At 57.4% G+C, this 19,345-nt stretch carries 24 protein-coding genes and 7 pseudogenes; 16 read left to right on the forward strand and 15 right to left on the reverse strand.

Annotation, left to right across the window (positions count from 1 at the left end; translation table 11 throughout):
* Positions 1-13: 13 nt before the first annotated feature.
* From lipB to GKE73_RS18405, 4 genes and pseudogenes are all read left to right on the forward strand, one after another.
* Positions 14-637: pseudogene (gene lipB / locus GKE73_RS18390) on the forward strand (lipoyl(octanoyl) transferase LipB).
* Positions 634-1,594: pseudogene (lipA, locus tag GKE73_RS18395) on the forward strand (lipoyl synthase). The pseudogenes lipB and lipA overlap by 4 nt, the downstream one beginning before the upstream one ends.
* A 133-nt stretch (positions 1,595-1,727) precedes the next feature.
* Complete coding sequence (locus tag GKE73_RS18400) at positions 1,728-2,183, forward strand: cytochrome b/b6 domain-containing protein (RefSeq protein ID WP_230371037.1); 456 nt, start codon at positions 1,728-1,730, stop codon at positions 2,181-2,183.
* A gap of 11 nt (positions 2,184-2,194) precedes the next feature.
* On the forward strand, positions 2,195-2,386 hold the full coding sequence (locus GKE73_RS18405) for a hypothetical protein (RefSeq protein ID WP_230371038.1): 192 nt from the start codon (positions 2,195-2,197) through the stop codon (positions 2,384-2,386).
* 68 nt (positions 2,387-2,454) lie between these two features.
* On the opposite strand, the pseudogene GKE73_RS18415 reads toward GKE73_RS18405, so the two are convergent.
* Positions 2,455-2,891 (reverse strand): annotated as a pseudogene (locus tag GKE73_RS18415) (c-type cytochrome).
* Between the two features lie 90 nt (positions 2,892-2,981).
* Complete coding sequence (locus tag GKE73_RS18420; protein ID WP_230371040.1) at positions 2,982-3,422, reverse strand: c-type cytochrome; 441 nt, start codon at positions 3,420-3,422, stop codon at positions 2,982-2,984.
* A gap of 148 nt (positions 3,423-3,570) precedes the next feature.
* Here GKE73_RS18420 and GKE73_RS18425 point away from each other — a divergent pair, with 148 nt between their 5' ends.
* The 6 genes and pseudogenes from GKE73_RS18425 (at position 3,571) to GKE73_RS18445 (ending at position 7,615) form a co-directional block, all read left to right on the forward strand.
* The gene (locus tag GKE73_RS18425) at positions 3,571-4,005 is read left to right on the forward strand and encodes a Fur family transcriptional regulator (RefSeq protein WP_230371041.1); all 435 of its coding nucleotides are present in this window, start codon (positions 3,571-3,573) and stop codon (positions 4,003-4,005) included.
* Positions 3,993-4,919 (forward strand): annotated as a pseudogene (locus GKE73_RS18430) (CobW family GTP-binding protein). Before GKE73_RS18425 ends, GKE73_RS18430 begins: the two are co-directional and overlap by 13 nt.
* A gap of 157 nt (positions 4,920-5,076) precedes the next feature.
* The gene (locus GKE73_RS18435) at positions 5,077-5,820 is read left to right on the forward strand and encodes a metal ABC transporter ATP-binding protein (RefSeq protein WP_230371042.1); all 744 of its coding nucleotides are present in this window, start codon (positions 5,077-5,079) and stop codon (positions 5,818-5,820) included.
* Positions 5,820-6,697, forward strand: a pseudogene (locus tag GKE73_RS18440) (metal ABC transporter permease). Before GKE73_RS18435 ends, GKE73_RS18440 begins: the two are co-directional and overlap by 1 nt.
* An 89-nt stretch (positions 6,698-6,786) precedes the next feature.
* Positions 6,787-7,116, forward strand: coding sequence for a metal ABC transporter solute-binding protein, Zn/Mn family (locus GKE73_RS24210; RefSeq protein ID WP_312854515.1), 330 nt, complete (start codon positions 6,787-6,789; stop codon positions 7,114-7,116).
* A complete protein-coding gene (locus GKE73_RS18445; RefSeq protein ID WP_280955021.1) occupies positions 7,061-7,615 on the forward strand; it encodes a metal ABC transporter solute-binding protein, Zn/Mn family in 555 nt (184 codons plus the stop codon). The genes GKE73_RS24210 and GKE73_RS18445 overlap by 56 nt, the downstream gene beginning before the upstream one ends.
* Before the next feature lie 9 nt (positions 7,616-7,624).
* Here GKE73_RS18445 and GKE73_RS18450 read toward each other — a convergent pair.
* A pseudogene (locus tag GKE73_RS18450) lies at positions 7,625-8,292 on the reverse strand (sulfite exporter TauE/SafE family protein).
* 300 nt (positions 8,293-8,592) lie between these two features.
* Here GKE73_RS18450 and GKE73_RS18455 point away from each other — a divergent pair.
* Complete coding sequence (locus GKE73_RS18455) at positions 8,593-9,372, forward strand: enoyl-CoA hydratase (RefSeq protein WP_230371043.1); 780 nt, start codon at positions 8,593-8,595, stop codon at positions 9,370-9,372.
* Between the two features lie 63 nt (positions 9,373-9,435).
* Here the strand turns inward: GKE73_RS18455 and GKE73_RS18460 are convergent, their stop codons facing one another.
* The 7 genes and pseudogenes from GKE73_RS18460 to GKE73_RS18490 form a co-directional block, all read right to left on the reverse strand.
* On the reverse strand, positions 9,436-10,002 hold the full coding sequence (locus GKE73_RS18460; protein ID WP_230371044.1) for a peptidylprolyl isomerase: 567 nt from the start codon (positions 10,000-10,002) through the stop codon (positions 9,436-9,438).
* 257 nt (positions 10,003-10,259) lie between these two features.
* A complete protein-coding gene (locus tag GKE73_RS18465; RefSeq protein WP_230371045.1) occupies positions 10,260-10,973 on the reverse strand; it encodes a peptidylprolyl isomerase in 714 nt (237 codons plus the stop codon).
* A gap of 111 nt (positions 10,974-11,084) precedes the next feature.
* On the reverse strand, positions 11,085-11,351 hold the full coding sequence (locus GKE73_RS18470) for a BolA family protein (protein ID WP_230371046.1): 267 nt from the start codon (positions 11,349-11,351) through the stop codon (positions 11,085-11,087).
* Positions 11,344-11,646, reverse strand: a complete 303-nt coding sequence (locus GKE73_RS18475) for a YciI family protein (RefSeq protein WP_446686344.1) — start codon at positions 11,644-11,646, stop codon at positions 11,344-11,346. Before GKE73_RS18475 ends, GKE73_RS18470 begins: the two co-directional genes overlap by 8 nt.
* Positions 11,600-12,180, reverse strand: a pseudogene (locus tag GKE73_RS18480) (septation protein A). Before GKE73_RS18480 ends, GKE73_RS18475 begins: the two are co-directional and overlap by 47 nt.
* A 55-nt stretch (positions 12,181-12,235) precedes the next feature.
* Positions 12,236-13,177, reverse strand: coding sequence for an SPFH domain-containing protein (locus tag GKE73_RS18485; protein ID WP_230371047.1), 942 nt, complete (start codon positions 13,175-13,177; stop codon positions 12,236-12,238).
* Positions 13,178-13,180: 3 nt separating this feature from the next.
* Positions 13,181-13,612, reverse strand: a complete 432-nt coding sequence (locus tag GKE73_RS18490) for an NfeD family protein (RefSeq protein ID WP_230371048.1) — start codon at positions 13,610-13,612, stop codon at positions 13,181-13,183.
* Between the two features lie 163 nt (positions 13,613-13,775).
* On the opposite strand from GKE73_RS18490, the gene GKE73_RS18495 reads away from it, so the two are divergent.
* A complete protein-coding gene (locus tag GKE73_RS18495; protein WP_230371049.1) occupies positions 13,776-14,387 on the forward strand; it encodes an IMPACT family protein in 612 nt (203 codons plus the stop codon).
* A 49-nt stretch (positions 14,388-14,436) separates the two neighbouring features.
* Here GKE73_RS18495 and GKE73_RS18500 read toward each other — a convergent pair whose 3' ends face one another.
* Positions 14,437-15,024 (reverse strand): HAD family hydrolase, encoded by a 588-nt coding sequence (locus GKE73_RS18500; RefSeq protein ID WP_230371050.1) that lies wholly within the window; start codon positions 15,022-15,024, stop codon positions 14,437-14,439.
* Between the two features lie 171 nt (positions 15,025-15,195).
* Between GKE73_RS18500 and GKE73_RS18505 the strand changes: the two genes are divergently transcribed.
* The 4 genes from GKE73_RS18505 to GKE73_RS18520 all read left to right on the forward strand — a co-directional run bounded on the left by GKE73_RS18505 (position 15,196) and on the right by GKE73_RS18520 (position 17,642).
* Positions 15,196-15,801: a nucleotide-binding protein gene (locus GKE73_RS18505; protein ID WP_230371051.1), complete on the forward strand. Its 606-nt coding sequence runs from the start codon at positions 15,196-15,198 to the stop codon at positions 15,799-15,801.
* A 266-nt stretch (positions 15,802-16,067) separates the two neighbouring features.
* Positions 16,068-16,259 (forward strand): PAS domain-containing protein, encoded by a 192-nt coding sequence (locus tag GKE73_RS18510; RefSeq protein ID WP_230371052.1) that lies wholly within the window; start codon positions 16,068-16,070, stop codon positions 16,257-16,259.
* 56 nt (positions 16,260-16,315) lie between these two features.
* A complete protein-coding gene (locus tag GKE73_RS18515) occupies positions 16,316-17,110 on the forward strand; it encodes a methyl-accepting chemotaxis protein (protein ID WP_230371053.1) in 795 nt (264 codons plus the stop codon).
* Complete coding sequence (locus GKE73_RS18520) at positions 17,022-17,642, forward strand: methyl-accepting chemotaxis protein (RefSeq protein ID WP_376767385.1); 621 nt, start codon at positions 17,022-17,024, stop codon at positions 17,640-17,642. The genes GKE73_RS18515 and GKE73_RS18520 overlap by 89 nt, the downstream gene beginning before the upstream one ends.
* 70 nt (positions 17,643-17,712) lie before the next feature.
* Here the strand turns inward: GKE73_RS18520 and GKE73_RS18525 are convergent, their stop codons facing one another.
* The 4 genes from GKE73_RS18525 to GKE73_RS18540 all read right to left on the reverse strand — a co-directional run bounded on the left by GKE73_RS18525 (position 17,713) and on the right by GKE73_RS18540 (position 19,310).
* The gene (locus GKE73_RS18525) at positions 17,713-17,868 is read right to left on the reverse strand and encodes a hotdog family protein (RefSeq protein WP_230371054.1); all 156 of its coding nucleotides are present in this window, start codon (positions 17,866-17,868) and stop codon (positions 17,713-17,715) included.
* A gap of 14 nt (positions 17,869-17,882) precedes the next feature.
* Entirely contained in the window at positions 17,883-18,179 is a 297-nt protein-coding gene (locus GKE73_RS18530) for a MaoC/PaaZ C-terminal domain-containing protein (protein WP_230371055.1), read from the reverse strand.
* 78 nt (positions 18,180-18,257) lie between these two features.
* Positions 18,258-18,770, reverse strand: a complete 513-nt coding sequence (locus GKE73_RS18535) for an ACT domain-containing protein (RefSeq protein WP_230371567.1) — start codon at positions 18,768-18,770, stop codon at positions 18,258-18,260.
* 15 nt (positions 18,771-18,785) lie between these two features.
* Complete coding sequence (locus GKE73_RS18540; protein WP_230371568.1) at positions 18,786-19,310, reverse strand: hypothetical protein; 525 nt, start codon at positions 19,308-19,310, stop codon at positions 18,786-18,788.
* Positions 19,311-19,345: the final 35 nt, after the last annotated feature.

The following is a 19,345-nucleotide window of genomic DNA, read 5'->3' on the forward strand; positions in this document are numbered from 1 at the left end:
GAGGGAGCAACAGGTGGAGCGCACCATCAACTATCTGGGGCTGGTTGACTACCAGCCCACCGGCAGGCCATGCGGGCGTTTACCGACCAACGCACCACCGATACGCGTGACGAGATCTGGGTGCTGGAGCATCCGCCGGTGTACACACTGGGCTTGGCGGGCAAGGAGGAACACATCCTGCGCCACACCGCCATTCCGCTAGTGCGTACCGACCGTGGCGGCCGGTCACTTATCACGGGCCTGGGCAGTTGATCGTGTACCCGTTGATCGACTTCAAACGCATGCATATCGGCGTGCGTGATCTGGTACGGCGTATCGAAAATTCGGTGATTGATACGTTGGCCGAACTGGGCATCGAGGCAAATGGCGATGTCAACGCGCCGGGCGTGTACGTGGCGGGTTCCAAGATTGCCTCACTGGGCCTGCGCATCAAGAACGGCGCGGTGTATCACGGGCTGTCGCTCAATGTCGACATGGACCTGACCCCGTTTAACTGGATTAACCCTTGCGGCTATGCTTAAGCCTCAAGGTGACACAAATGAAGGATTTGGGTGTTGACCTGTCCGTGTTGCAAGTAGCTGAGAAGCTGCTGCCGCATCTGGACCGACACCTGACCGTGATGAAGGAGACTGCATGAAGCCGGACAACCAGACGGGCGTTAAACACAAGGGCGCCGCCAAAACCGCACGCATTCCCATCAAGATCGTGCCGCTGGATGAAAAACTGAAAAAGCCGGAGTGGATTCGCGCCAAGCTGCCCAATGGTCAGCGCTTTACCGAAATCAAGCAGATCTTGCGCGATCAGAAGCTGCACACCGTCTGTGAAGAGGCGACCTGCCCGAATATCGGCGAATGCTTTAGCAAAGGCACGGCAACCTTCATGATCATGGGGGATATCTGTACCCGTCGTTGCCCGTTCTGTGATGTCGGTCATGGCCGCCCCAATCCGCTGGATCCGAATGAACCCAAGCATCTGGCCGAAACCGTAGCCGCGCTGCGCCTGAACTATGTGGTGGTCACCTCGGTGGATCGCGACGATCTGCGCGACGGTGGCGCCGGACATTTTGCCGACTGCATTACCGCCGTCCGCGCGGCTTCGCCGAAAACCCAGATCGAGGTACTGGTGCCGGACTTCCGTGGCCGCCCTGGAGTTGGCGATTGACGTGTTGACCGAAACCCCGCCCGATGTGATGAACCACAATCTGGAAACCGTGCCACGGCTCTACAAGCAAGCACGTCCCGGCGCGGATTACGCCCACTCGCTGCAGTTGCTCAAGGATTACAAGGCGAGAAATCCTGACGTGCTGACCAAATCCGGCTTGATGGTCGGCTTGGGTGAAACCGATGAAGAAATTCTGGAAGTGATGCGCGATTTGCGTGCGCATGATGTTGATATGCTGACAATTGGCCAGTACCTGCAGCCGTCCGATGGCCACTTGCCTGTCTTGCGCTATGTGCATCCCGATACCTTCCGCCGTTTCGAAGAACAGGCAAAGGAAATGGGATTCAAGCATGCCGCGGTGGGCGCCATGGTGCGTTCAAGCTACTATGCCGATCAGCAGGCACATGGCGTTAGCTTTAAGTTGGCGTCATGATCAATTCAACGGGCACACAAGTGCCCGTTTTGCATTGGGTGCCGCAACAGATATTAACCATTTTGCTGTGGATGGCGCAGGATGCTGCGGCACACTGTCGCTCAGTCAGTAGGATGCAATGGAGAACAAGGCAATGAGTCAGTACGTCAGGGTGTGGGATTTGCCGACCAGGCTGTTTCACTGGTCGCTGGTAGGCTTGGTCGCGGCGATGTGGGCCAGTGGTGAGCAAGGTGGCGAGTGGCTGCAATATCACGTGTGGTGTGGCATTGCGCTGGCAGTTTTGTTGCTGTTCCGTGTGTTGTGGGGTATGGCCGGTAGCCAGACGGCGCGTTTTGCCAGTTTTGTGCGCGGGCCGGTTGGTGTGTTGGCGTATATCAAGGGCCAAGTCACGGAACAGGATAACCCCGGCCACAACCCCTTGGGTGGCTGGATGGTGCTGCTGATGTTGCTGGCGCTGCTGGTGCAGGTGGGAACCGGGCTGTTTGCCTCGGATGTGGATAGCTATACGTTCAATGGCCCGCTGGCTGGCAAGATTGCCTCGGATCTTTCCGAATCACTGACCAGCTTCCACAAAAACTTTTTAATCTGATTCTGGCGTTGGTGGCGTTGCATGTCTCGGCCATCATCGCCTATCGCGTGTTCAAGAAGCAGAACCTGGTACGGCCGATGATTACCGGCTACAAACAGATGGATGGTCAGCCGTCACCCCTGATGTTCAAGCCGCTCATCATGGCGGTGGTGACACTGCTGCTGTCGGGTCTCGCCGTCTATCTGTTGCTGACGTATTTCTGACAAGGCCGCAGGGTTGGCCGAAAACGACAAAGCATATCGCTATACTTTGTTTGCTTGGGGGCGAGATATTACTTCTCTGGCCCACGGAAGCTGTCGTGACAGGATTTGCAGCTTTGTGCGACAACGCCGTAACTCTTTTTGATGGCAGCCAGATCGCCACCGCGAGCGGTGGTGTCCAGATCGTTGACGGCTTTCAGGAATTTGTCTTTTTCTGCCGGAATTTGGCCGGTTGAGTCCAGATGCCCGGTTTGGCGCGGCTCTTGCCGGTAATGCTGTTGGCCGGGAAATGGGCAAACGGCTCGTTGGCGATGGCTTTAAGCGTATCGGCGTTCTTCAGGAACGTGGCTTTGACGTACGGGTCGCGATCGCGCACAACCTGTCCCATCGGCTCGAAGCTGCGCAGGATTTTCTTGAAGGATTGCGTGCGGATTTCTGCCGGGGTATCGGCATAGGCGGCGGGAATCGCCACGGCCAGCAAAAGCAGGCTTAGTACAGTGTGTTTCATGGTGTGTAGTGTGTCCGGCGAAAAAGAGGGTGTAACGCCAAGCGTACTTCTTGGTTAACGAATGGCCGCGCTTGGCGTTTACCTCAGTGCTCAGTCTTTACGGAAGCTGTCGTGGCAGGCCTTGCAGGTTTTCTGCACGGCAGCAAATTGTACCTTGATCGCGCCCAGATCGCCGCTGGCCGCCGTTTGTTTCAGCTTGGCCGTTTCTGCCTTATGGGTGTCGATGGCTTTTTTCCAGTCTGCTTTGCTCCAGATTTCTGGTTTGGCATCGGTTTCGCTGGCGGTTTTACCGGTAGCGGTGCTTACCGGGAAGTATTGCCACGGTTGCTGCGCCAGCGCATCCAGATGGGCGGCGAGTTTGGCAAAGTCGTCCTTGTTGAACGGCGTGCTGCCCTTGGTCATTTTTCCCATCTGGCCGAAGGTTTGTTTGTATTGCTTGAAAACTTCTTTGCGGGCTTTGACCGGATCGGCGGCAAAGACTTGGCTGGCGAGCAGGCTGGCGAGGGTTGCCAACAATAGGGTTTTTTTCATGTGCACTCCTTTGGGTAGGCAGTTTGCGAGCTTTTTGCAGCCTACCACATGCCGTTGGCAACTATAGCCGTGATGTGTTAAGGGTTGTTAAATAGAAATGTTATAATGTAACATTATTGCCTGTACGGGATATGGTCGGGGAAAAATCATGAACCACGAAGCCTATTTGCAGGCGGCGGAACGCCATTGTGTGGCGCGCGGCAGCAAGCTCACTACCTTGCGCCGACGGGTGCTGGAACTGGTGCTGCGCCATCAGGGCGTGGTCAAGGCGTATCAGGTCCTGGCTGATCTGCAGCAGGAGCGTGGCGTCACGGCACCGCCTACCGTTTACCGCGCACTGGATTTTCTGGTGGAGCACGGGTTGCTACACCGGGTTGAAGCCCTCAACGGCTTTATTGTTTGTGATCATTTTGAATGTCAGCACGAGGGTTTGATTCTGGTGTGTGAAGACTGTGGCAGTGTTGAGGAAATTGACGCCACGGCGGGCCTCAGTGCGCTGCGCATGGCGTCACAGTCGGTTGGGTTTGCACTCTCGCCCCAAAATCTGGTGTTGGCTGGGCACTGCAAGGCATGTCATCTATGAAAAAAACTATTGTTAACCTGTTTACCGGCTTTTTGGGAGTCGGTAAAACCACGGCCTTGCGCCATCTGATTGAGCATCGTCCGACCGATGAAAAGTGGGCCATCATCGTCAATGAATTCGGCGAAGTGGGTATTGATGGTGCCGCCTTGATGAATGATGAATTGCCGGTAGCTGAAATCGCCGGTGGCTGTTTGTGCTGTGTGGCCGGGCCGCAGATGACGGTAACCGTAGCCAATTTGCTGCGGCGTGAGCGACCGGATCGTCTGTTGATCGAAGCCAGTGGTCTGGCGCATGCCGCCGGGGTGATTGATGAATTGCGTGAGAAGCCGCTGAGCGATGCGCTGGAAGTGGGGGCGGTGATTACCTTGGTTGACCCGCGCCAGTTTGTGAACGGCGATTACCTGCGCCAGCCGTTGTATCGCGATCAGGTTGCCATTGCCGATGTGTTGGTCGCCAACAAGACGGATGTGGCAGATGTTCCCACCATGGAAGCGTTCCGCCAGCAGGCCGCCGCCTTGTTTCCCCCGAAAACGCTGGTGGCGGAAGTCACCAATGGCGAGCTGGAGCCCTGGCTGGCTGGCGCTGGCGACAGCACCCAAGCCGCGTTATCGGCCCGCTGTGCCCGCTGGCAGCAGCTCTGGCTGGACATCGATGGGCTGGACGTTCCCGCCCGAGCAGCCATTTAGCGGTGAGGCGTTGACCAACCTGTTTGATCGGCTGCCGAAGCTGGTCCCCGGGCTGGTGCGGGCCAAGGGTGTGTTCCGGGTACTGGATAGCTGGGTCTGGCTGAACTGGGCTGAAGGTCAGTGGGGAGCAACGCAGGTGTCCGGCGGCGCGATAGTCGTTTCGAGTTAATTGCCCCGTCGTTTGACGCCGAACAGATCGAAGCACAGCTCAAGTCCTGCTTCGAGTAAGGAAAGACTGCACATGAAACACCAACATTTGACCATGGCGACCTATCGCGCGCCACGGACGTTGTTGTCGATGTCAGCCCTGGCAACGCCTGTTACTGGTGCTGCTGGCCCTGTCTGCCTTATGGCTGGTAGTGGTGTGGGCCTTACAGGAGGTGGCATGACTGTCGGCATCGAGAATTTAACCGTTTCCTACCAGCGCCATCCGGCGGTGCATCATGTTTCCGGGCGTTTTCTGGAAGGAGAATGTACCGCCATCTTTGGCCCGAACGGAGCAGGCAAGAGCACCCTGCTCAAAACCATGATGGGTTCGCTTACGCCTGATGCGGGCCGGGTCGTACTGGAAGGTTACCAGCGCAAGGATATCGCCTATCTGCCGCAGCAGGCGGAAATTGACCGCTCGTTGCCGGTAAGTGTGCTGGACTTGGTGGCCACCGGTTTGTGGCATGAGACCGGTGTCTTTGGCAAGGTTGGCCGAAACGGTCAGGCGCGTGCCTTGCAGGCGCTGGAGCAGGTGGGGTTGGCCGACTTCGCTCCTCGCTCGATTTCTGCACTGTCGAGCGGACAGTTTCAGCGGGTGTTGTTTGCCCGGATTCTGGTGCAGGATGCACGCCTGATTCTGCTGGATGAGCCATTCAATGCTGTCGATGCCAAAACCACCTACGACTTGCTCGAGCTGGTACGCCTCTGGCATGACGAAGGCCGCACCGTGATTGCCGTATTGCATGATTACGAGCAGGTGCGCGCCTATTTTCCTCAAACCCTGCTGCTGGCACGCGAAGTGGTGGCCTGGGGTAAAACCGAAGAAGTCCTGACGGACGTGCACCTGAAGCGCGCCGTAGAAACCGCCGCGCACTGGCATGAGCGCGCGCCGGTGTGTCAGGCCGATGGAGTTGTTGCCTGATGTCTGAAGTGTACGATTTACTGATTTCCCCGTTTGTCGATTTCGCTTTCATGCGACGAGCCTTGGCGGGCTGTTTGGCGCTGGCGCTGGGTAGCGGGCCGATTGGTCTGTTCCTGGTGATGCGCCGCATGAGCCTGATGGGCGATGCCATGAGCCATGCGGTATTGCCGGGTGCCGCCATTGGTTTTCTGTTGGCAGGGCTGAGCCTGCTTACCATGAGCTTGGGTGGTTTTTTTGCTTAAGGTGCTGGTGGCATTGCTGGCCGGGCTTGCCACACGCTTTACCACGATCAAGGAAGACGCCAGTTTCGCGGCGTTTTACCTGCTGTCGTTGGCGCTGGGGGTGTTGCTGGTCTCCAAGAGCGGCAGCAATGTCGATCTGATGCATATCCTGTTTGGCTCGGTGCTGGCCGTGGATAATGCTGCGCTGTATCTGGTGGCTGGCGTAGCAACCGTAACCCTTACGGTGTTGGCGCTGATTTACCGCCCGCTGCTACTGGAAAGCCTGGACCCGGTGTTCCTGCGGGCCGTGGGGGCGCGCGGAAGCTGGTGGCACATGCTGTTTCTGATGCTGGTGGTGCTGAATCTGGTGGCCGGTTTTCAGGCCTTGGGCACCCTGATGGCCGTTGGCCTGATGATGCTGCTTAAGCGATTACTGCGCGGTTATGGGCGGAAACGGTGGAGGGCATGCTGCTGGTGTCGGTTGGTATTGCCTTTGCAAGTGGTTTGGGTGGTTTGCTGTTGTCTTACTATTTTGAGTTGCCATCTGGCCCTTCCATTATTTTGCTGGCTGGTCTGGTGTACCGGCTTCCTTGCTGATCGGCCCGGTAGGTGGGGCGTTACCCCGCTATGTCCGCGCCCGGCATCTTGAATCCTGACTGATAAGGTTGTGTCGAATGAAAAAGACGTTTTTGGCAGCGTTATTGTTGAGCGTGCTTAAGCACTGGCTTGGGCCAAGCTGCCGGTAGTGGCCAGTTTCAGTATTGTGGCCGACATGACGCGGGAGATTGGTGGGGATCGCGTTGAGGTGGTGTCGCTGGTTGGGCCCGATCAGGACGCGCATGTGTTTCAGCCGTCTCCCTCGGATGTCAAAAAGGTGGCGGGTGCCAAGGTGTTTGTTGCCAATGGCTTGGGGCTGGATGGCTGGATGGGGCGCTTGACCAAATCAGCGGGCTTTCGCGGCGTGGTGGTCGAAGCCTGCAAGGGGATTCGCACCCGTATGGCACCGGAGGGCGAAGAGCATGGCGCAGCCCACGATCATGGCCATGATGGCGTTGATCCGCATGCCCTGGCATGACCCGCGCCGGGTGCAGACTTATATTCGCAATATCACCGCCGCGCTGACGCAAGCCGATCCGGCTGGGAAAGCCGTATATGCCAAGCGTGCGGCTGATTTTTCCGGCAAGGTTGCGGCGCTGGATGCCCGGGCCGCCAAGGCTTTTGCCGCTGTACCGGCAGCAAAGCGCAAGATATTGACGTCGCACGACGCGTTTGGCTACCCGGGTGAGCGCTATGGTATTCGCCTGTTGGCGGTGCAGGGGGTGAGTACGGAGTCCGAGGCTTCGGCCAAGGGCGTGGCGCAACTGGTGCGTCAAGTGCGGCAGGAAAAGGTAAAAGCCGTGTTCATGGAGAACATGAGCAATAAGCGTTTGCTGGAACAACTATCGCGTGAGGCCGGGGTTTCCATTGGCGGAAAACTGTATGCAGACGCGCTGTCCGGGCCGAGTGGCCCGGCGGCCAGCTATCAGGCGCTATTCCGCTACAACGTCAGCACCATACTCAAATCGTTTAACTAGCGATGCCGGTTACAGGAAGGTTTCGGCCAACCTGTATACTCCCATCGCAGCGACGACCAGTCCCGCCGTCAGGCGCACTGGTCGTTTTTGTATCCACTGGCGCAGGGTGTCGGCAAATACGCCCATCAGTAGCAGGTTGGGCAAAGTGCCCAAGCCAAAAGCCAGCATGGCGCCGCCACCATGTAGCGCCGACCCGGTTGCCAGTGCCGATAACGAAGCGCTATACACCAATCCGCAAGGCAGCCAGCCCCAGATCATGCTTAGGCCAGCAAGGCGCCGCTTGCATGGCGTACCGGTAGCAGACGGGCGACCCAAGGTTGCAAGCGTGCCCAGATTGGGCGACCGAGACTTTCAATCATGGTGATTGCACGGGAAAATCCAGCCAGATAGAGGCCCATGGCAATCAACATCAGGTTAGCCAGTAACAGTAATGCCAGCTGGAACGGACGGGTGGTCAATAAACTGAGGCCCGCTTCGGCCAACCCTCCGAGCAGGATACCGATAAGCGTGTAACTGGCCAGACGCCCCACGTTGTAACTCAGCAGAATTAGCCAGCGCTGGCGGTTATCCGGTAAGTTCAGGGTCAGGGCCGTCACAATGCCGCCGCACATGCCAATGCAATGGCCGCCACCCAGCAATCCAGCCGAGAACAAGACCCAGTAACTCGTTTCTATCATGCCGAGCGCTGCCGTAAAAAGCCCCATTCTACCAGAGGTCAAGGGCTAAGCCAGACGTGATACCGTGCAAAAGTTGCTGTTGTCCTGTTTGCCGGTCAGTAAATTGTTGTTGGCATTGTTGCCATAATCAGGCTAGAAAAATTATGGAGTGGCTTCAGGTAACCACTAGAAAAAACCGGAAATACACCAGACAATACCGGCCAGCCTGGACTGGCAACGGTGGCAATGATTGAACATTGCGCGAGTCGGGGCCGATTAATCATGCAGTGATGAACACATGCTGAAATGTGAGGAACATACATGGGCAAGTACCTGACGCTGGAACGCCCGGGCCAGTCAGCCATTCTTACCATCAATAACCCGCCAGCCAACCTCTGGACGGTAGACAGCCTTAACGAATTGGCTCACACCATGGCCGAACTGGATGCTGACCGCTCTTATCGTTCGGTAGTGATTACCGGGGCGGGGGAGGCGTTTTTCTCCGCTGGCGCCGATCTGAAACAGTTCCTGACCGGAGACAAGACGGCGGCCTTGCAAGTGCTGGATGCCTTTGCTGCCGCCTTTGGTGCCATTCGCCGTTATCGTGGCGTCACCGTTGCGGCAATCAATGGCTATGCGCTGGGGGGCGGCTTGGAAGGTGCTTTGGCCTGTGACTATATTGTGGCAGAGCGTGGCGCGCAGTTGGGTTTGCCTGAAGCCAAGGTTGGCCTGTTGCCCGGCGGTGGCGGAACCAAGTTGCTGGCGGACAAAGTGGGCATTGCCCGGGCCAAGCGCATGATTCTTGGTGGCGAAATCATCGTCGCGGAAAAGGCCTACGAGATTGGTCTGGTCGAGGAATTGGTCGATCCCGGGTTTGCCAAGATCGTGGCCGTCAGCCCGGCCAACAAGGTGGTCAATCAGGCGCCGAATGCCGTGGCCGAGGCGCGCCGTTTGATTGAGGAAAGCTCCCAGCTTAGTCTGAGCGAACATTTGCAGCGGGAACGCGCCGCACTCGTCAGCCTGATCGGCGAGCCGGAGCAAATGGAAGGCGTGGCGGCTTTTATGGGAAAACGCACGCCAAAGTGGGCGGAAGAAAGCTGATTGACAGGTTTTGCATAAAAAAGGGATGGCCTGTGCCATCCCTTTTTACATCGCCAAGCTGAATTACTGCTGAATCTTGGCTTGCGATTTCAGGCTGTTGATGTACTGATCTACCCGTTCGCCCATGATGCGTTGCGTCAGTTGGGGGCGAATCTGGTCCAGTTGCGGAACGTTGCGTTCGCTACGGACGTCATCCAGCTTGATGATGTGCCAGCCGAATTGCGTTTGCACCGGTTGAGCGGTGATTTGGCCTTTGCTCAACTTGGTCAGCGCAGTGCGGAACGACGGCACAAAGGTACGGGCATCCTGCCAGCCCAAGTCACCACCATTATCCTTGCTGCCCGGATCGGTCGATTTTTCCTTGGCCAGCTGGGCAAACGGTTTGCCCTTCTTCAGTGCTTCCAGAGCTGCCTTGGCTTCAGCCTCCGATGCTACCAGGATATGCTGGGCGTGATAGCTCTTGTTTTCCGGGATGGTGGCAACCAGTTTGTCGTACTCGGTTTTGAGCTCGGCGTCAGTCAGCGGATGGGTACGCTGAAATTCGCGGATAACGCGGTTGGCCAGTGCCATGGCTTGCATGTTTTCCAGCTCGGCGCGGTAGTCTGCCGATTTGTCCATGCCTTGTTTCACGCCTTCCGGCGTAGCACTTCAAAGGTGATCAGCTGGTCTTTGACCATGTTCTGCAGTTGTGGGCCGTTGGCTTGTTGGTTTTGTCCTTGAGCCCGGGCTTCCATCATCTTGACTACGGCGTCAATGCGAGCCCTGGGAAATGGCGGTGCCGTTGACTACCGGGCCAGCGAAGGCGGTGGAGGTGCTGAGTGCGGCCAGCATGAGGCCAGCCAGCATGGTCTTGCGCATGATGCAAATTCCTGTGTTAAAAGTTTCGCTTACTGGATTTTTGCCTTGGAACGAATGTCGGCCATGGCTTTGCTCACGGTCTCTTCTTCCAGTTGGCGGACGATTTGTGGTTTGACTTGTTCCAGCGGCGGCAGCTTGGCGGTGCGCACGTCTTCTACCTTGATGACGTGCCAGCCCATGGGCGACTGGAACGGTTTGGTGGTGTACTGGCCTTTATTCAGCCCTTTGAGGGTTTCGGCCAACTGCGGAGCCATGGCAGACAGATTGCCCCAGCCCATGTCGCCGCCAGATTGTTTGGCTGCCGGGTCGATGGAACGAGCACGAACCAGGTCTTCAAATTTGCTGCCTTTCTTCAGGGCGGCAATGACTTTCTGTGCATCAGCTTCGCTGGCAACGGTAATCTGACGGGCGTGGACTTCCTTGGTGCCGTTCAGCTTGGCAGCGGTCTCGTCGTAACGTGCCTTGATCTGGGCGTCGCTGGGCGGATTCTGTTTAACGAAGTCGGCAAACAGCGCTTCACGCATCATATCTTCACGAATTTCGTTCAGGCGCTTGGTGAATTCCGGCTGTTTGTCCAGACCGCGCTTGCTGGCTTCCTGCAGAATCAGGGTGCGGTTGATCAGGGTGCCTTTGAGCTGTTCGCGTAGCGAAGGCGAATCCTGTACGTTGCCACCACTGCTTTGCACCACGGCGGTCACGGCATTGTCGAGTGCGGTTTTGTCGATGCTGGTGCCATTTACCACAGCAATGGATTCGGCCCGGGCCAGTGCTTAAGCAGGCTGAGCGAGGCTGCAACCAGCAAGGTTGCGATGTGGGTAGAGGTCATGGTGATCCCTTCGAGATTCATGATGGATTTAGAGTTCGGCAGGCGCTAGCGCCCGAATGGCCAAGGCATGCACATGCTGTTGCATCAGCGGGCCCAGTGTGTCGTAAATCAGTCGATGGCGTGCGACGCGATTCAGTCCTTCGAAGCGGGCACTGACGATGGTAAGGGTGTAATGCCCTCCGCCGGAGCGGGCGCCAGCATGGCCGCTGTGCGCGGCGCTGTCGTCTTCAATCGAGAGATGTTCTGGCTGCAGCGCGGCGAGAGCCTGTTGCAGTAGTGCCGCGGTGTCACTCATGCAGGGAAAACCTTGCGGAACGGCTTGACTTCGGTGTGGGCATATACGCTGCGACGTACGGGTCGGCCTGCGCCCAGCTTTGCGCGTCTTCCAGCGAGGGAAATTCAGCCACAATGAGGCTGCCAGTGAAACCGGCATTGCCCGGATCGTTGCTGTCAATGGCGGGAAAGGGGCCTGCGACAATCAGACGGCCTTCTTCCTGCAAGGCTTGCAGCCGGGCCAGATGTTCCGGGCGCACCGACAGGCGTTTATCCAGTGAGCCGGGGTGATCCCGGCCGATAATGGCGTACAGCATTATTTTTTTCCTCAACGTATTTGGCCAGAAACAGGCTTTGAGCGATGACAAACAACACCATCAAGCCAAGGCCGCCGAACAATTTGAAGTTGACCCAGATTTCTTCGCTAAAACGGTAGGCAACAAACAGGTTGAGCGCACCCATGCTTAAGCAAAAAAGCTGGTCCAGGCGAGCGTCAGCTTGCGCCATACCGGCACAGGCAGTTCTAACTGCTGGCCCATCAGCGCTTTGAGGCCATTTTTGCCAGCGAGTTCACTGATCAGCAGCCCACCACCCATGATCCAATAGAGCACGGTTGGTTTCCACATGATGAAGTGCTTGTCATGCAGCAATAGCGTTGCGCCGCCCAGTACCACGATCAGGCCGAGGCTGATCCATTGCAGGGTGTCGACCTTGCGGTGTTTGAACCAGGCATAACCCACTTGCGCCGCTGTCGTGACAATGGCGACACCAGTCGCCAGATACATGTTGCGGGTGAGCCAGTAGGTCACAAAGAACAGAAGAATGGGGAATAGGTCGGATAGGAATTTCATGCTGTTGATTATGGAGGCTGCCTGCCGGTTTCACAAGCGACAGGCAGCAAGCAAGTTAGCGGGAGCTTTGTTTGACCACGCTCATGGCGGTGGCCACCAGTGAGCTGACGTCGGCCACATTGGCCGGTAGGATGATGGTGTTGTTCTCTTTGGCCAGTTTGCCAAAGGCGCTAACGTATTGTTCTGCCACTTTAAGGTTGACGGCTTCCAGCCCGCCTTGGGTCTGGATGGATTCTGCCACTCGGCGGATGGCATCGGCCGTGGCATCGGCCACCAGTCGCATGGCTTCTGCTTCGCCTTGGGCATTATTGATGGCAGCCTGACGCGCGCCTTCTGACTGGTTGATGGCGGCACGCATGTCGCCTTCGGATTTTTGAATGGCAGCTTCGCGCGCGCCGGTGGCCAGATTGATCTGCTCCATTTTGCGGCCTTCAGATTCGGCAATGCGCGCGCGTTTTTCCCGCTCGGCCGTGATTTGTGCCTGCATGGAGTGCAGGATGTCTTGTGGTGGCACGAGGTCCTTGATTTCGTAGCGCAGAACCTTCACCCCCCAGTTGATGGCGGCTTCGTCGAGTGCGGCGACCACGGCCTGGTTGATTTCATCGCGCTCTTCAAAGGTTTTGTCCAACTCCATCTTGCCGATCACCGAGCGCAGGGTGGTTTGCGCCAGTTGGGTAATGGCGATGATGTAATCGCTGGTGCCATAGGACGCGCGCTGTGGATCGGTAACCTGAAAGTACAGGATGCCGTCCACTTTCAGCTGCGTGTTGTCACGGGTGATGCAGATCTGGCTGGGGACATCCAGCGGGACTTCTTTCAGGCTGTGTTTGTAGGCCAGCCGGTCGATGAACGGAATGATGATGTTCAGGCCCGGTGTCAGGGTGGCGTGGTAGCGGCCCAGTCGTTCCAGAATGTAGGCATGCTGCTGCGGGACTACGGTGAGCGATTTGAGGATGAAGATCACTACCGCCGCAAAGAGAAACAGTGCAAATTCCATGACTTAGCGCTTTCCCGGTTGTTTGGAAGAAATTTTGAGCTGATTGCCATCTCGGCCAGCGATAAAGCCCTGATCACCGGGTTGCAAATCGGCATCCAGTTGGGCATCCCATTCCGTACCACGGTAGTGGACACGGGCTTGCTGCGGCCCGGTGAGGCGTACGATGCGCACGGGTTGGCCGAAATCCGGGTCGCTATCGCGGGGCGCCAGCCGATGTTCATGTCGCCGTTTCCGTGCCGAAACCATGAACACGCCGATAACGCCGGTTAGGCTGGCAATGGTCCATTGCCCATTCGTGCCGATTTCCAGCAGCGCCGCCGTGCCACCACCAGCCATGGCGATGGCGATCACCAGCAGGTAAAACGTGCCTGACAGGAATTCGGCAATCAGCGCGAGTAGGGCGCAGACAAACCAGAAGGTGGCGGGTGGCAGCATGGTGGCTTTTCCAGAGTGAGATCGCCAGTGGCGTTGGCGCATTGTCGCGGAGTGCTGCGGTCATGACAATAGCGTCAAGCTGGCTAAGCGATCTGAGAAAAGCGCTAACCGATGCACGCGGCCGCGTTACCATGTTGCCCTTTGTGTGGCAGGGATGACGGATATGTTCCAGCTGGCCGGGCCGGTGCAGGCGACTATCGAGATCAAGAAAAGCCGGTTTATCGCGCTGTTATGGCCGGTAGCTAGCCGTGAGGAAGCACGACAAAGGTTGGCCGAAACCCGGCAAAACTGGCCGGATGCCCGTCACTATTGTGCCGTGCTGCTGACGGCCAGTGATTCCATGCTCGACGACGACGGTGAGCCGTCCGGCACGGCTGCCCGCCCAATGTATAACGTGCTACAACACAAACAGCTGAACAATGTGCTGGCCGTGGTGGTGCGTTACTTTGGCGGGATCAAACTGGGGGCGGGCGGTTTGGTGCGGGCTTACACGCAAGCGATCAATCAGGCTTTGCTGGATGCCATATTGCAGCCGGTGGTGCAATGGACAGAATGCCGTGTTGCCGTGGCGTTTGCCGATGAATCCAGGCTGCGGCGACATCTGGCTGATCTTGGCGTGGCGGTGCAGCAGGCAGAATACGCGCAACAGGTTGTGCTGACGCTACGTCTCCCTGTTAACCAGCAGCAGGAAAGCATGGCAAAGCTGGTTGATGCCATGTCGGGAGCGGTTACTGTGCTGGACGGCGAGCCATCGATAACCAACGCTGACGATTGAGGTTGGCCGAACCGTTTCGGCCAACCTGATGACGGCGCAGGCGAGGGGTTTATAACTGGCGCAGCAGAGTCAGCGCCTGATGCAAATCCGCGCACACGGCCAGCGCTCCGGTGGTGGCGTGGGCCGGAGGTGTCACCATGTCAGGCACCACGATGACGCGCATTCCCGCTGCCAGCGCGGCTTGCATGCCGTAGAGCGAGTCTTCCAGCACCAGACAGCGCTCGGGGGCAACCTTCAACCGACGCGCAGCGGTCAGATAAATATCCGGGTGCGGCTTGGGATGTTCGACTTCGTCGCCTGCGACGGTAACGTCAAAATAACGGCTCAAGCCCGTGCGTTGCAGTTTGATATCGGCGAGTTTACGTTGGGTTGATGTCGCCACGGCGCGCGGCAACTCGACGCTGACTATCCAGTCCAGTACGTTTTCGATGCCGTTTTTCAGGTTGAGTTCGCCTTCCTGCAGTTGCCGGTGATAATGCCGTCGCCCGGCTTGGCTCAGTTGCTCGGCCAGTGCGCTGTTGCCCAGATAACGAGCCGCGTAGGCTACGCTCAGGGTGACAGATAGCCCCACCATGCCAAGAATCATTTCTTCCGGTACTACTACACCAAGTTCCCCGGCCTGCCAGCCGCCGGGCATTTCCGCTGATGCTTTCGGTGTCCACCATCAAACCATCCAGGTCAAACAACACCGCATCAATGCTTCGTTCCATAAAGTCCTCCTGCTGTCAGCCTACTGGTAGCCATGGCATCGGTGCAAGCCTCATGACTCTGGTATAGTGGTGGACTCATTAACAAGATGGAGGTGCCTGTGCTGTCCGTACTTGTGGCCAATCCCAAGGGAGGGAGTGGCAAATCCACCTTGTCGACCAATTTGGCCGGTTATTTTGCCCAACGCGGGAAAAAAGTCATGCTGGGCGATGTGGATCGTCAGCAGTCATCGTTGCGCTGGCTGGATCAGCGCGACCCGGCGCTCCCCACTATTGCCGGTTGGGAAGTCTCACCCGGCGATCCGGCGCGGCCGCCCAAAGGAACCGAGGTGGTGGTGCTGGATAGCCCGGCTGGCCTGCATGGCAAGAAGCTGGCATCGCTGTTGTCGCGGGTAGAACGCATTCTGGTGCCGATTCAACCGTCGCCGTTCGATATGTGGGCCAGTGGAGAATTTTTTGATCAACTGCTGGAAGAAAAAGCCATCCGCAAGAGCAAGGTGTTCATGGCCGTGGTTGGCATGCGTATTGATCCGCGAACCCGCTCGGCGCGCGAGCTGGAGCGCTTCCCGGCTGAACACGATGTCCCGGTACTCACCGGCTACGGGATACCCAGTTATATGTACAGGCTGCCGGTGCAGGGCAGACATTGTTTGATTTGCCTCCGTCACGAACGGAAAAGGACCGCCAGGCTTGGCAGCCGATCCTGAACTGGTTGGGTGAAGGTGAGAATCAGAGCTGGTGCGATAAATAGCGACGGTGTGATCAATGCAAAAAAACAGGAGCCTTAAGGCTCCTGTTTTTTTGGGCCTCGCTTACTTGAACGAGATGCCTTGGTTGCCATTTGGCAACAAATACTTATCAATAATGGGAATTAAATTAACTATTTTGTTACAATTGCGGAATTGAGAATAATTAAGTTTTGACAATAAAACTATAAATGAAGATAAATCTGCCCGTTACCACACAAGAGCGCTTGGTTGACCCACGTAGACCGATTGTTACCAAAACCAATCCCAAAGGCATTATTACCTACGCCAACCGTGCGTTTATCGAGATCAGCGGCTTCAGTGAAGAAGAGTTGATCGGCAAGAACCACAACATGGTGCGCCACCCCGACATGCCAGCGGAAGCTTTTGCCGACCTGTGGGAGACCGCCAAGGCCTAAGCCAGCCTTGGCGCGGACTGGTAAAGAATCGGGCCAAGAATGGCGATTTTTACTGGGTGGAAGCCTATATCACCCCCATTACCGAGCATGACAAGATTGTTGGCTACATGTCGGTACGCTCGGCACCCAGTCGGCCAATGATTGACGCGGCAGAGGCTCTTTACCGTGCGGTGCGCGACAAGCGGGCAACCCTGCCGTCCACACTCAAGGCACTTAATAGCCGCCCCGATGCCATGAAATGGTCGGTGTGGCTGGCGGGTGGTGGTGCGCTGATGGCGATGGCCGCCGCTTGTGTGCCGGATTCCCTGCTTGGACTGCGCCTTGCCATGGGTGTGTCAGGTAGTGTGTTGGCGCTGAGCGCCTCATCCTGGTGCTGGGTACGTATTCGGGCCGGTTTGCGTTTGCTGCGCGATGGGTTGTGTTGCTTGCGCGAAGGGCGGCTGGACCAGAATTTGGTCATCCGTGAGGGCGGCCTGCTGGGGCGGGCGCTACTTGGCGTGGAGTCGCTGCGCATTCATTACCGTGCCACTCTCGCCGATGTTATCAGTGCTGGCGAAGATACCCGTCGTCAGGCTTATAGCGTGCGTGATGAAATGCACGCGCTGGCCGCCCGTAGTTTGCAGCAGCGCGAAGGGCTCAACCAGATCAGCACCAACATGGAAACGATCAATGCGGCGGTGCATGAGGTGGTGACGCTGGCACAACGCAATCAGGACGATGCCGGGCAAACCCGTAGCGTGGCAGAGCAGGGGGAGCGCCACCATGCAGGCGGCAGCACAGGCGGCCAACCGGGCAGTGGAGGTGGTTGGTTGCTCGCGTTCTTCCATGGTGGAACTGGATCAGGCGCGTGAACGCATTCGTAACATGACTGATCTGATTCGCGAGATTGCCGATCAGACCAACCTGCTGGCACTCAATGCCGCGATCGAAGCGGCTCGCGCTGGTGAAAGTGGCCGAGGCTTTGCCGTGGTGGCCGATGAGGTGCGCAAGTTGGCCGAACGCACCGCCAGCACCACGGATGCCATTACCACGATAGTCGGGGAAATCAGCCAGATCACTACCTCCGCCGTAAGCAGCATGGATGCCACGGTGCATGAAGTCACCGAGGTAATTAAGCAGATTCAGGCTTCTTCGGCCAACCTGCAAGGCTTGATGACGGCGGCGGAGCAGGGTGATGTGCGTGCGCAGACGCTGGTGCAGGAAATGGGTAGCAAGTCGGATGCGCTGGCTGTGATGGCGGCATCGCTGGAACAGCTCAATGCGATTGCCGAGCAGAATCTGCTCACGACCCAGTCGATTGATCAGACCGCCAGCAATCTGGCGACGACCTCGGACGACCTGATTAAACTGACTGCGGATTTTCGCAAGTGGCAGCAAGCCTGATTCCTTAACCAATCAAAAAAGGGGCGATTTTTGCCCCTTTTTTTGCGTTTGGCAGGCCTTGTTCCGAGGATTACGCTGCGGTTGGCGCCGTGTTCTCTGGCCGGACTTGTACCCAAATGGACGTTTCCATCTGCACGGCAATCTCTTCGTGCTGATTGCGCGTCACCCAGCCTAGCTTTACCACGCCAAACCCCGGTTGGCTGTCCGAGCGGCGCCGTTCCAGCACTTCTATTTCTGCCGTTAGCGTGTCGCCCGGTCGGGTTGGTGCTTAAGCCAGCGCATCTTGTCCACCTGCATGCCGATCAGGCCATTGGCGATATGGCGCAGTTCCGAACGTGCCACCAGCTTCATGGTCAGGCAGCTGGTATGCCAGCCGCTGGCGGCCAAACCGGCAAAGACGCTGCGGCTAGCCGCTTCCGGGTCAGTGTGAAAATATTGCGGATCAAATTGTTGGGCAAACGCAATCAGCTCATCCTGGCTGAGGTGGTAGCTTTCCGTGATGAAGCGGCGGCCCGGAGTCAGGTCTTCAAAATACATGAGTGACGTTAACGTAAGTTAAAATCACACGATAAGTGATTTGCCCTGAGTGGTAAAGTCAAATCCGTAACGCGTTGATCAGTGCGCTTTCCAGTGCCAATACTGCCTTGTTGTCCTTGAGTGTTTCGCCGGACACCGGAAGGAGTCCTCTACGCGGCTGCCCAGCGTCATGATCTTGGCCGATTGCACATGCAGCTGGTAATCGGTCAGCACCTTGGTGATGCGCGCCAACAGGCCGGGACGGTCACCGGCGACGATGGACAGTACAAAATAGTTTTCCCGGTCGTCGGCACGAATGATGACTTGCGGCGTGATCGGGAAATGCTTGAGGTGACGATTGATCCGCCCTGCGCCCGGTAGCGGAATCGGCGTGTCTTTGCTCAGGCATTCGGCCAACTCGAATTCGATGAAGTTGATCATGTCGCGGTAATCGCCGTCATGATGCTCCGGAATGAATACGTGGAAGGTATCCAGCGCATAGCCATGGCGCGTGGTGTAGACCTTGGCGTCGGCAATGCTGTAGTTGGTGCGGCCAAGGAAGGCGCAGATACGGGCAAACAGCTCGGGCCGGTCTGGGGTGTAAACCAGCACCGGATACCTTCATGGTCATCCGACAGGCGTGCCCGGACCATGGGATGTTCCACGGTCACGAAACGATTCAGAATGCGGGCATGCCGAGGCGATTTCCTTGGCCTCGTGGCGCAGGAAGTACAGCGTGTCGAGCTGCGACCACAACTTGCTTTCCACTCCTTCCGGTACGGCATACAGCCGCAGCAGGGCCTGTGCCTGACGTTTGCGATCTTCCAGCTCAGAGTCCAGATCCATCTCGCCGCCGCGCAGCAGGGTACGCAAGGTGGCGTGATACAGGTCTTCCAGCAGCTTGGCCTTCCACGCGTTCCATACCTTGGGGCTAGTACCGCGAATATCTGCCACGGTGAGCAGATACAGCGCGGCCAGCCGCCGCGGCGTTTTGGCGATGTCGGCAAAGCGCTGTACCACTTCCGGGTCGTAGATATCCTCTTTTTGCGCAATGCTCGACATTGACAGGTGCTCGCCCACCAGCCAGACCACGAGTTCGGTATCGTCGGGCGACAAACCGTGTTGTTCGCAGAACTCGCGTGCATCGGCCATACCAGGCGGGAATGGTCGCCGCCACGTCCTTTGGC

Source organism: Paludibacterium denitrificans (assembly GCF_009707705.1).
In the GTDB taxonomy this organism is placed as follows: Bacteria; Pseudomonadota; Gammaproteobacteria; order Burkholderiales; family Chromobacteriaceae; genus Paludibacterium_A; species Paludibacterium_A denitrificans.

What these genes read in the sequence shown, in the direction of transcription:
- GKE73_RS18400 (WP_230371037.1), top strand. Translation starts at nt 1,728, where the DNA reads ATGAGTCAGTACGTCAGGGTGTGGGATTTGCCGACCAGGCTGTTTCAC.
- GKE73_RS18420 (WP_230371040.1), bottom strand. Translation starts at nt 3,422, where the DNA reads ATGAAAAAAACCCTATTGTTGGCAACCCTCGCCAGCCTGCTCGCCAGC.
- GKE73_RS18425 (WP_230371041.1), top strand. Translation starts at nt 3,571, where the DNA reads ATGAACCACGAAGCCTATTTGCAGGCGGCGGAACGCCATTGTGTGGCG.
- GKE73_RS18435 (WP_230371042.1), top strand. Translation starts at nt 5,077, where the DNA reads ATGACTGTCGGCATCGAGAATTTAACCGTTTCCTACCAGCGCCATCCG.
- GKE73_RS18445 (WP_280955021.1), top strand. Translation starts at nt 7,061, where the DNA reads ATGGCGCAGCCCACGATCATGGCCATGATGGCGTTGATCCGCATGCCC.
- GKE73_RS18455 (WP_230371043.1), top strand. Translation starts at nt 8,593, where the DNA reads ATGGGCAAGTACCTGACGCTGGAACGCCCGGGCCAGTCAGCCATTCTT.
- GKE73_RS18470 (WP_230371046.1), bottom strand. Translation starts at nt 11,351, where the DNA reads ATGAGTGACACCGCGGCACTACTGCAACAGGCTCTCGCCGCGCTGCAG.
- GKE73_RS18475 (WP_446686344.1), bottom strand. Translation starts at nt 11,646, where the DNA reads ATGCTGTACGCCATTATCGGCCGGGATCACCCCGGCTCACTGGATAAA.
- GKE73_RS18485 (WP_230371047.1), bottom strand. Translation starts at nt 13,177, where the DNA reads ATGGAATTTGCACTGTTTCTCTTTGCGGCGGTAGTGATCTTCATCCTC.
- GKE73_RS18490 (WP_230371048.1), bottom strand. Translation starts at nt 13,612, where the DNA reads ATGCTGCCACCCGCCACCTTCTGGTTTGTCTGCGCCCTACTCGCGCTG.
- GKE73_RS18495 (WP_230371049.1), top strand. Translation starts at nt 13,776, where the DNA reads ATGTTCCAGCTGGCCGGGCCGGTGCAGGCGACTATCGAGATCAAGAAA.
- GKE73_RS18500 (WP_230371050.1), bottom strand. Translation starts at nt 15,024, where the DNA reads ATGCCCGGCGGCTGGCAGGCCGGGGAACTTGGTGTAGTAGTACCGGAA.
- GKE73_RS18520 (WP_376767385.1), top strand. Translation starts at nt 17,022, where the DNA reads ATGCAGGCGGCAGCACAGGCGGCCAACCGGGCAGTGGAGGTGGTTGGT.
- GKE73_RS18530 (WP_230371055.1), bottom strand. Translation starts at nt 18,179, where the DNA reads ATGTATTTTGAAGACCTGACTCCGGGCCGCCGCTTCATCACGGAAAGC.
- GKE73_RS18540 (WP_230371568.1), bottom strand. Translation starts at nt 19,310, where the DNA reads ATGGCCGATGCACGCGAGTTCTGCGAACAACACGGTTTGTCGCCCGAC.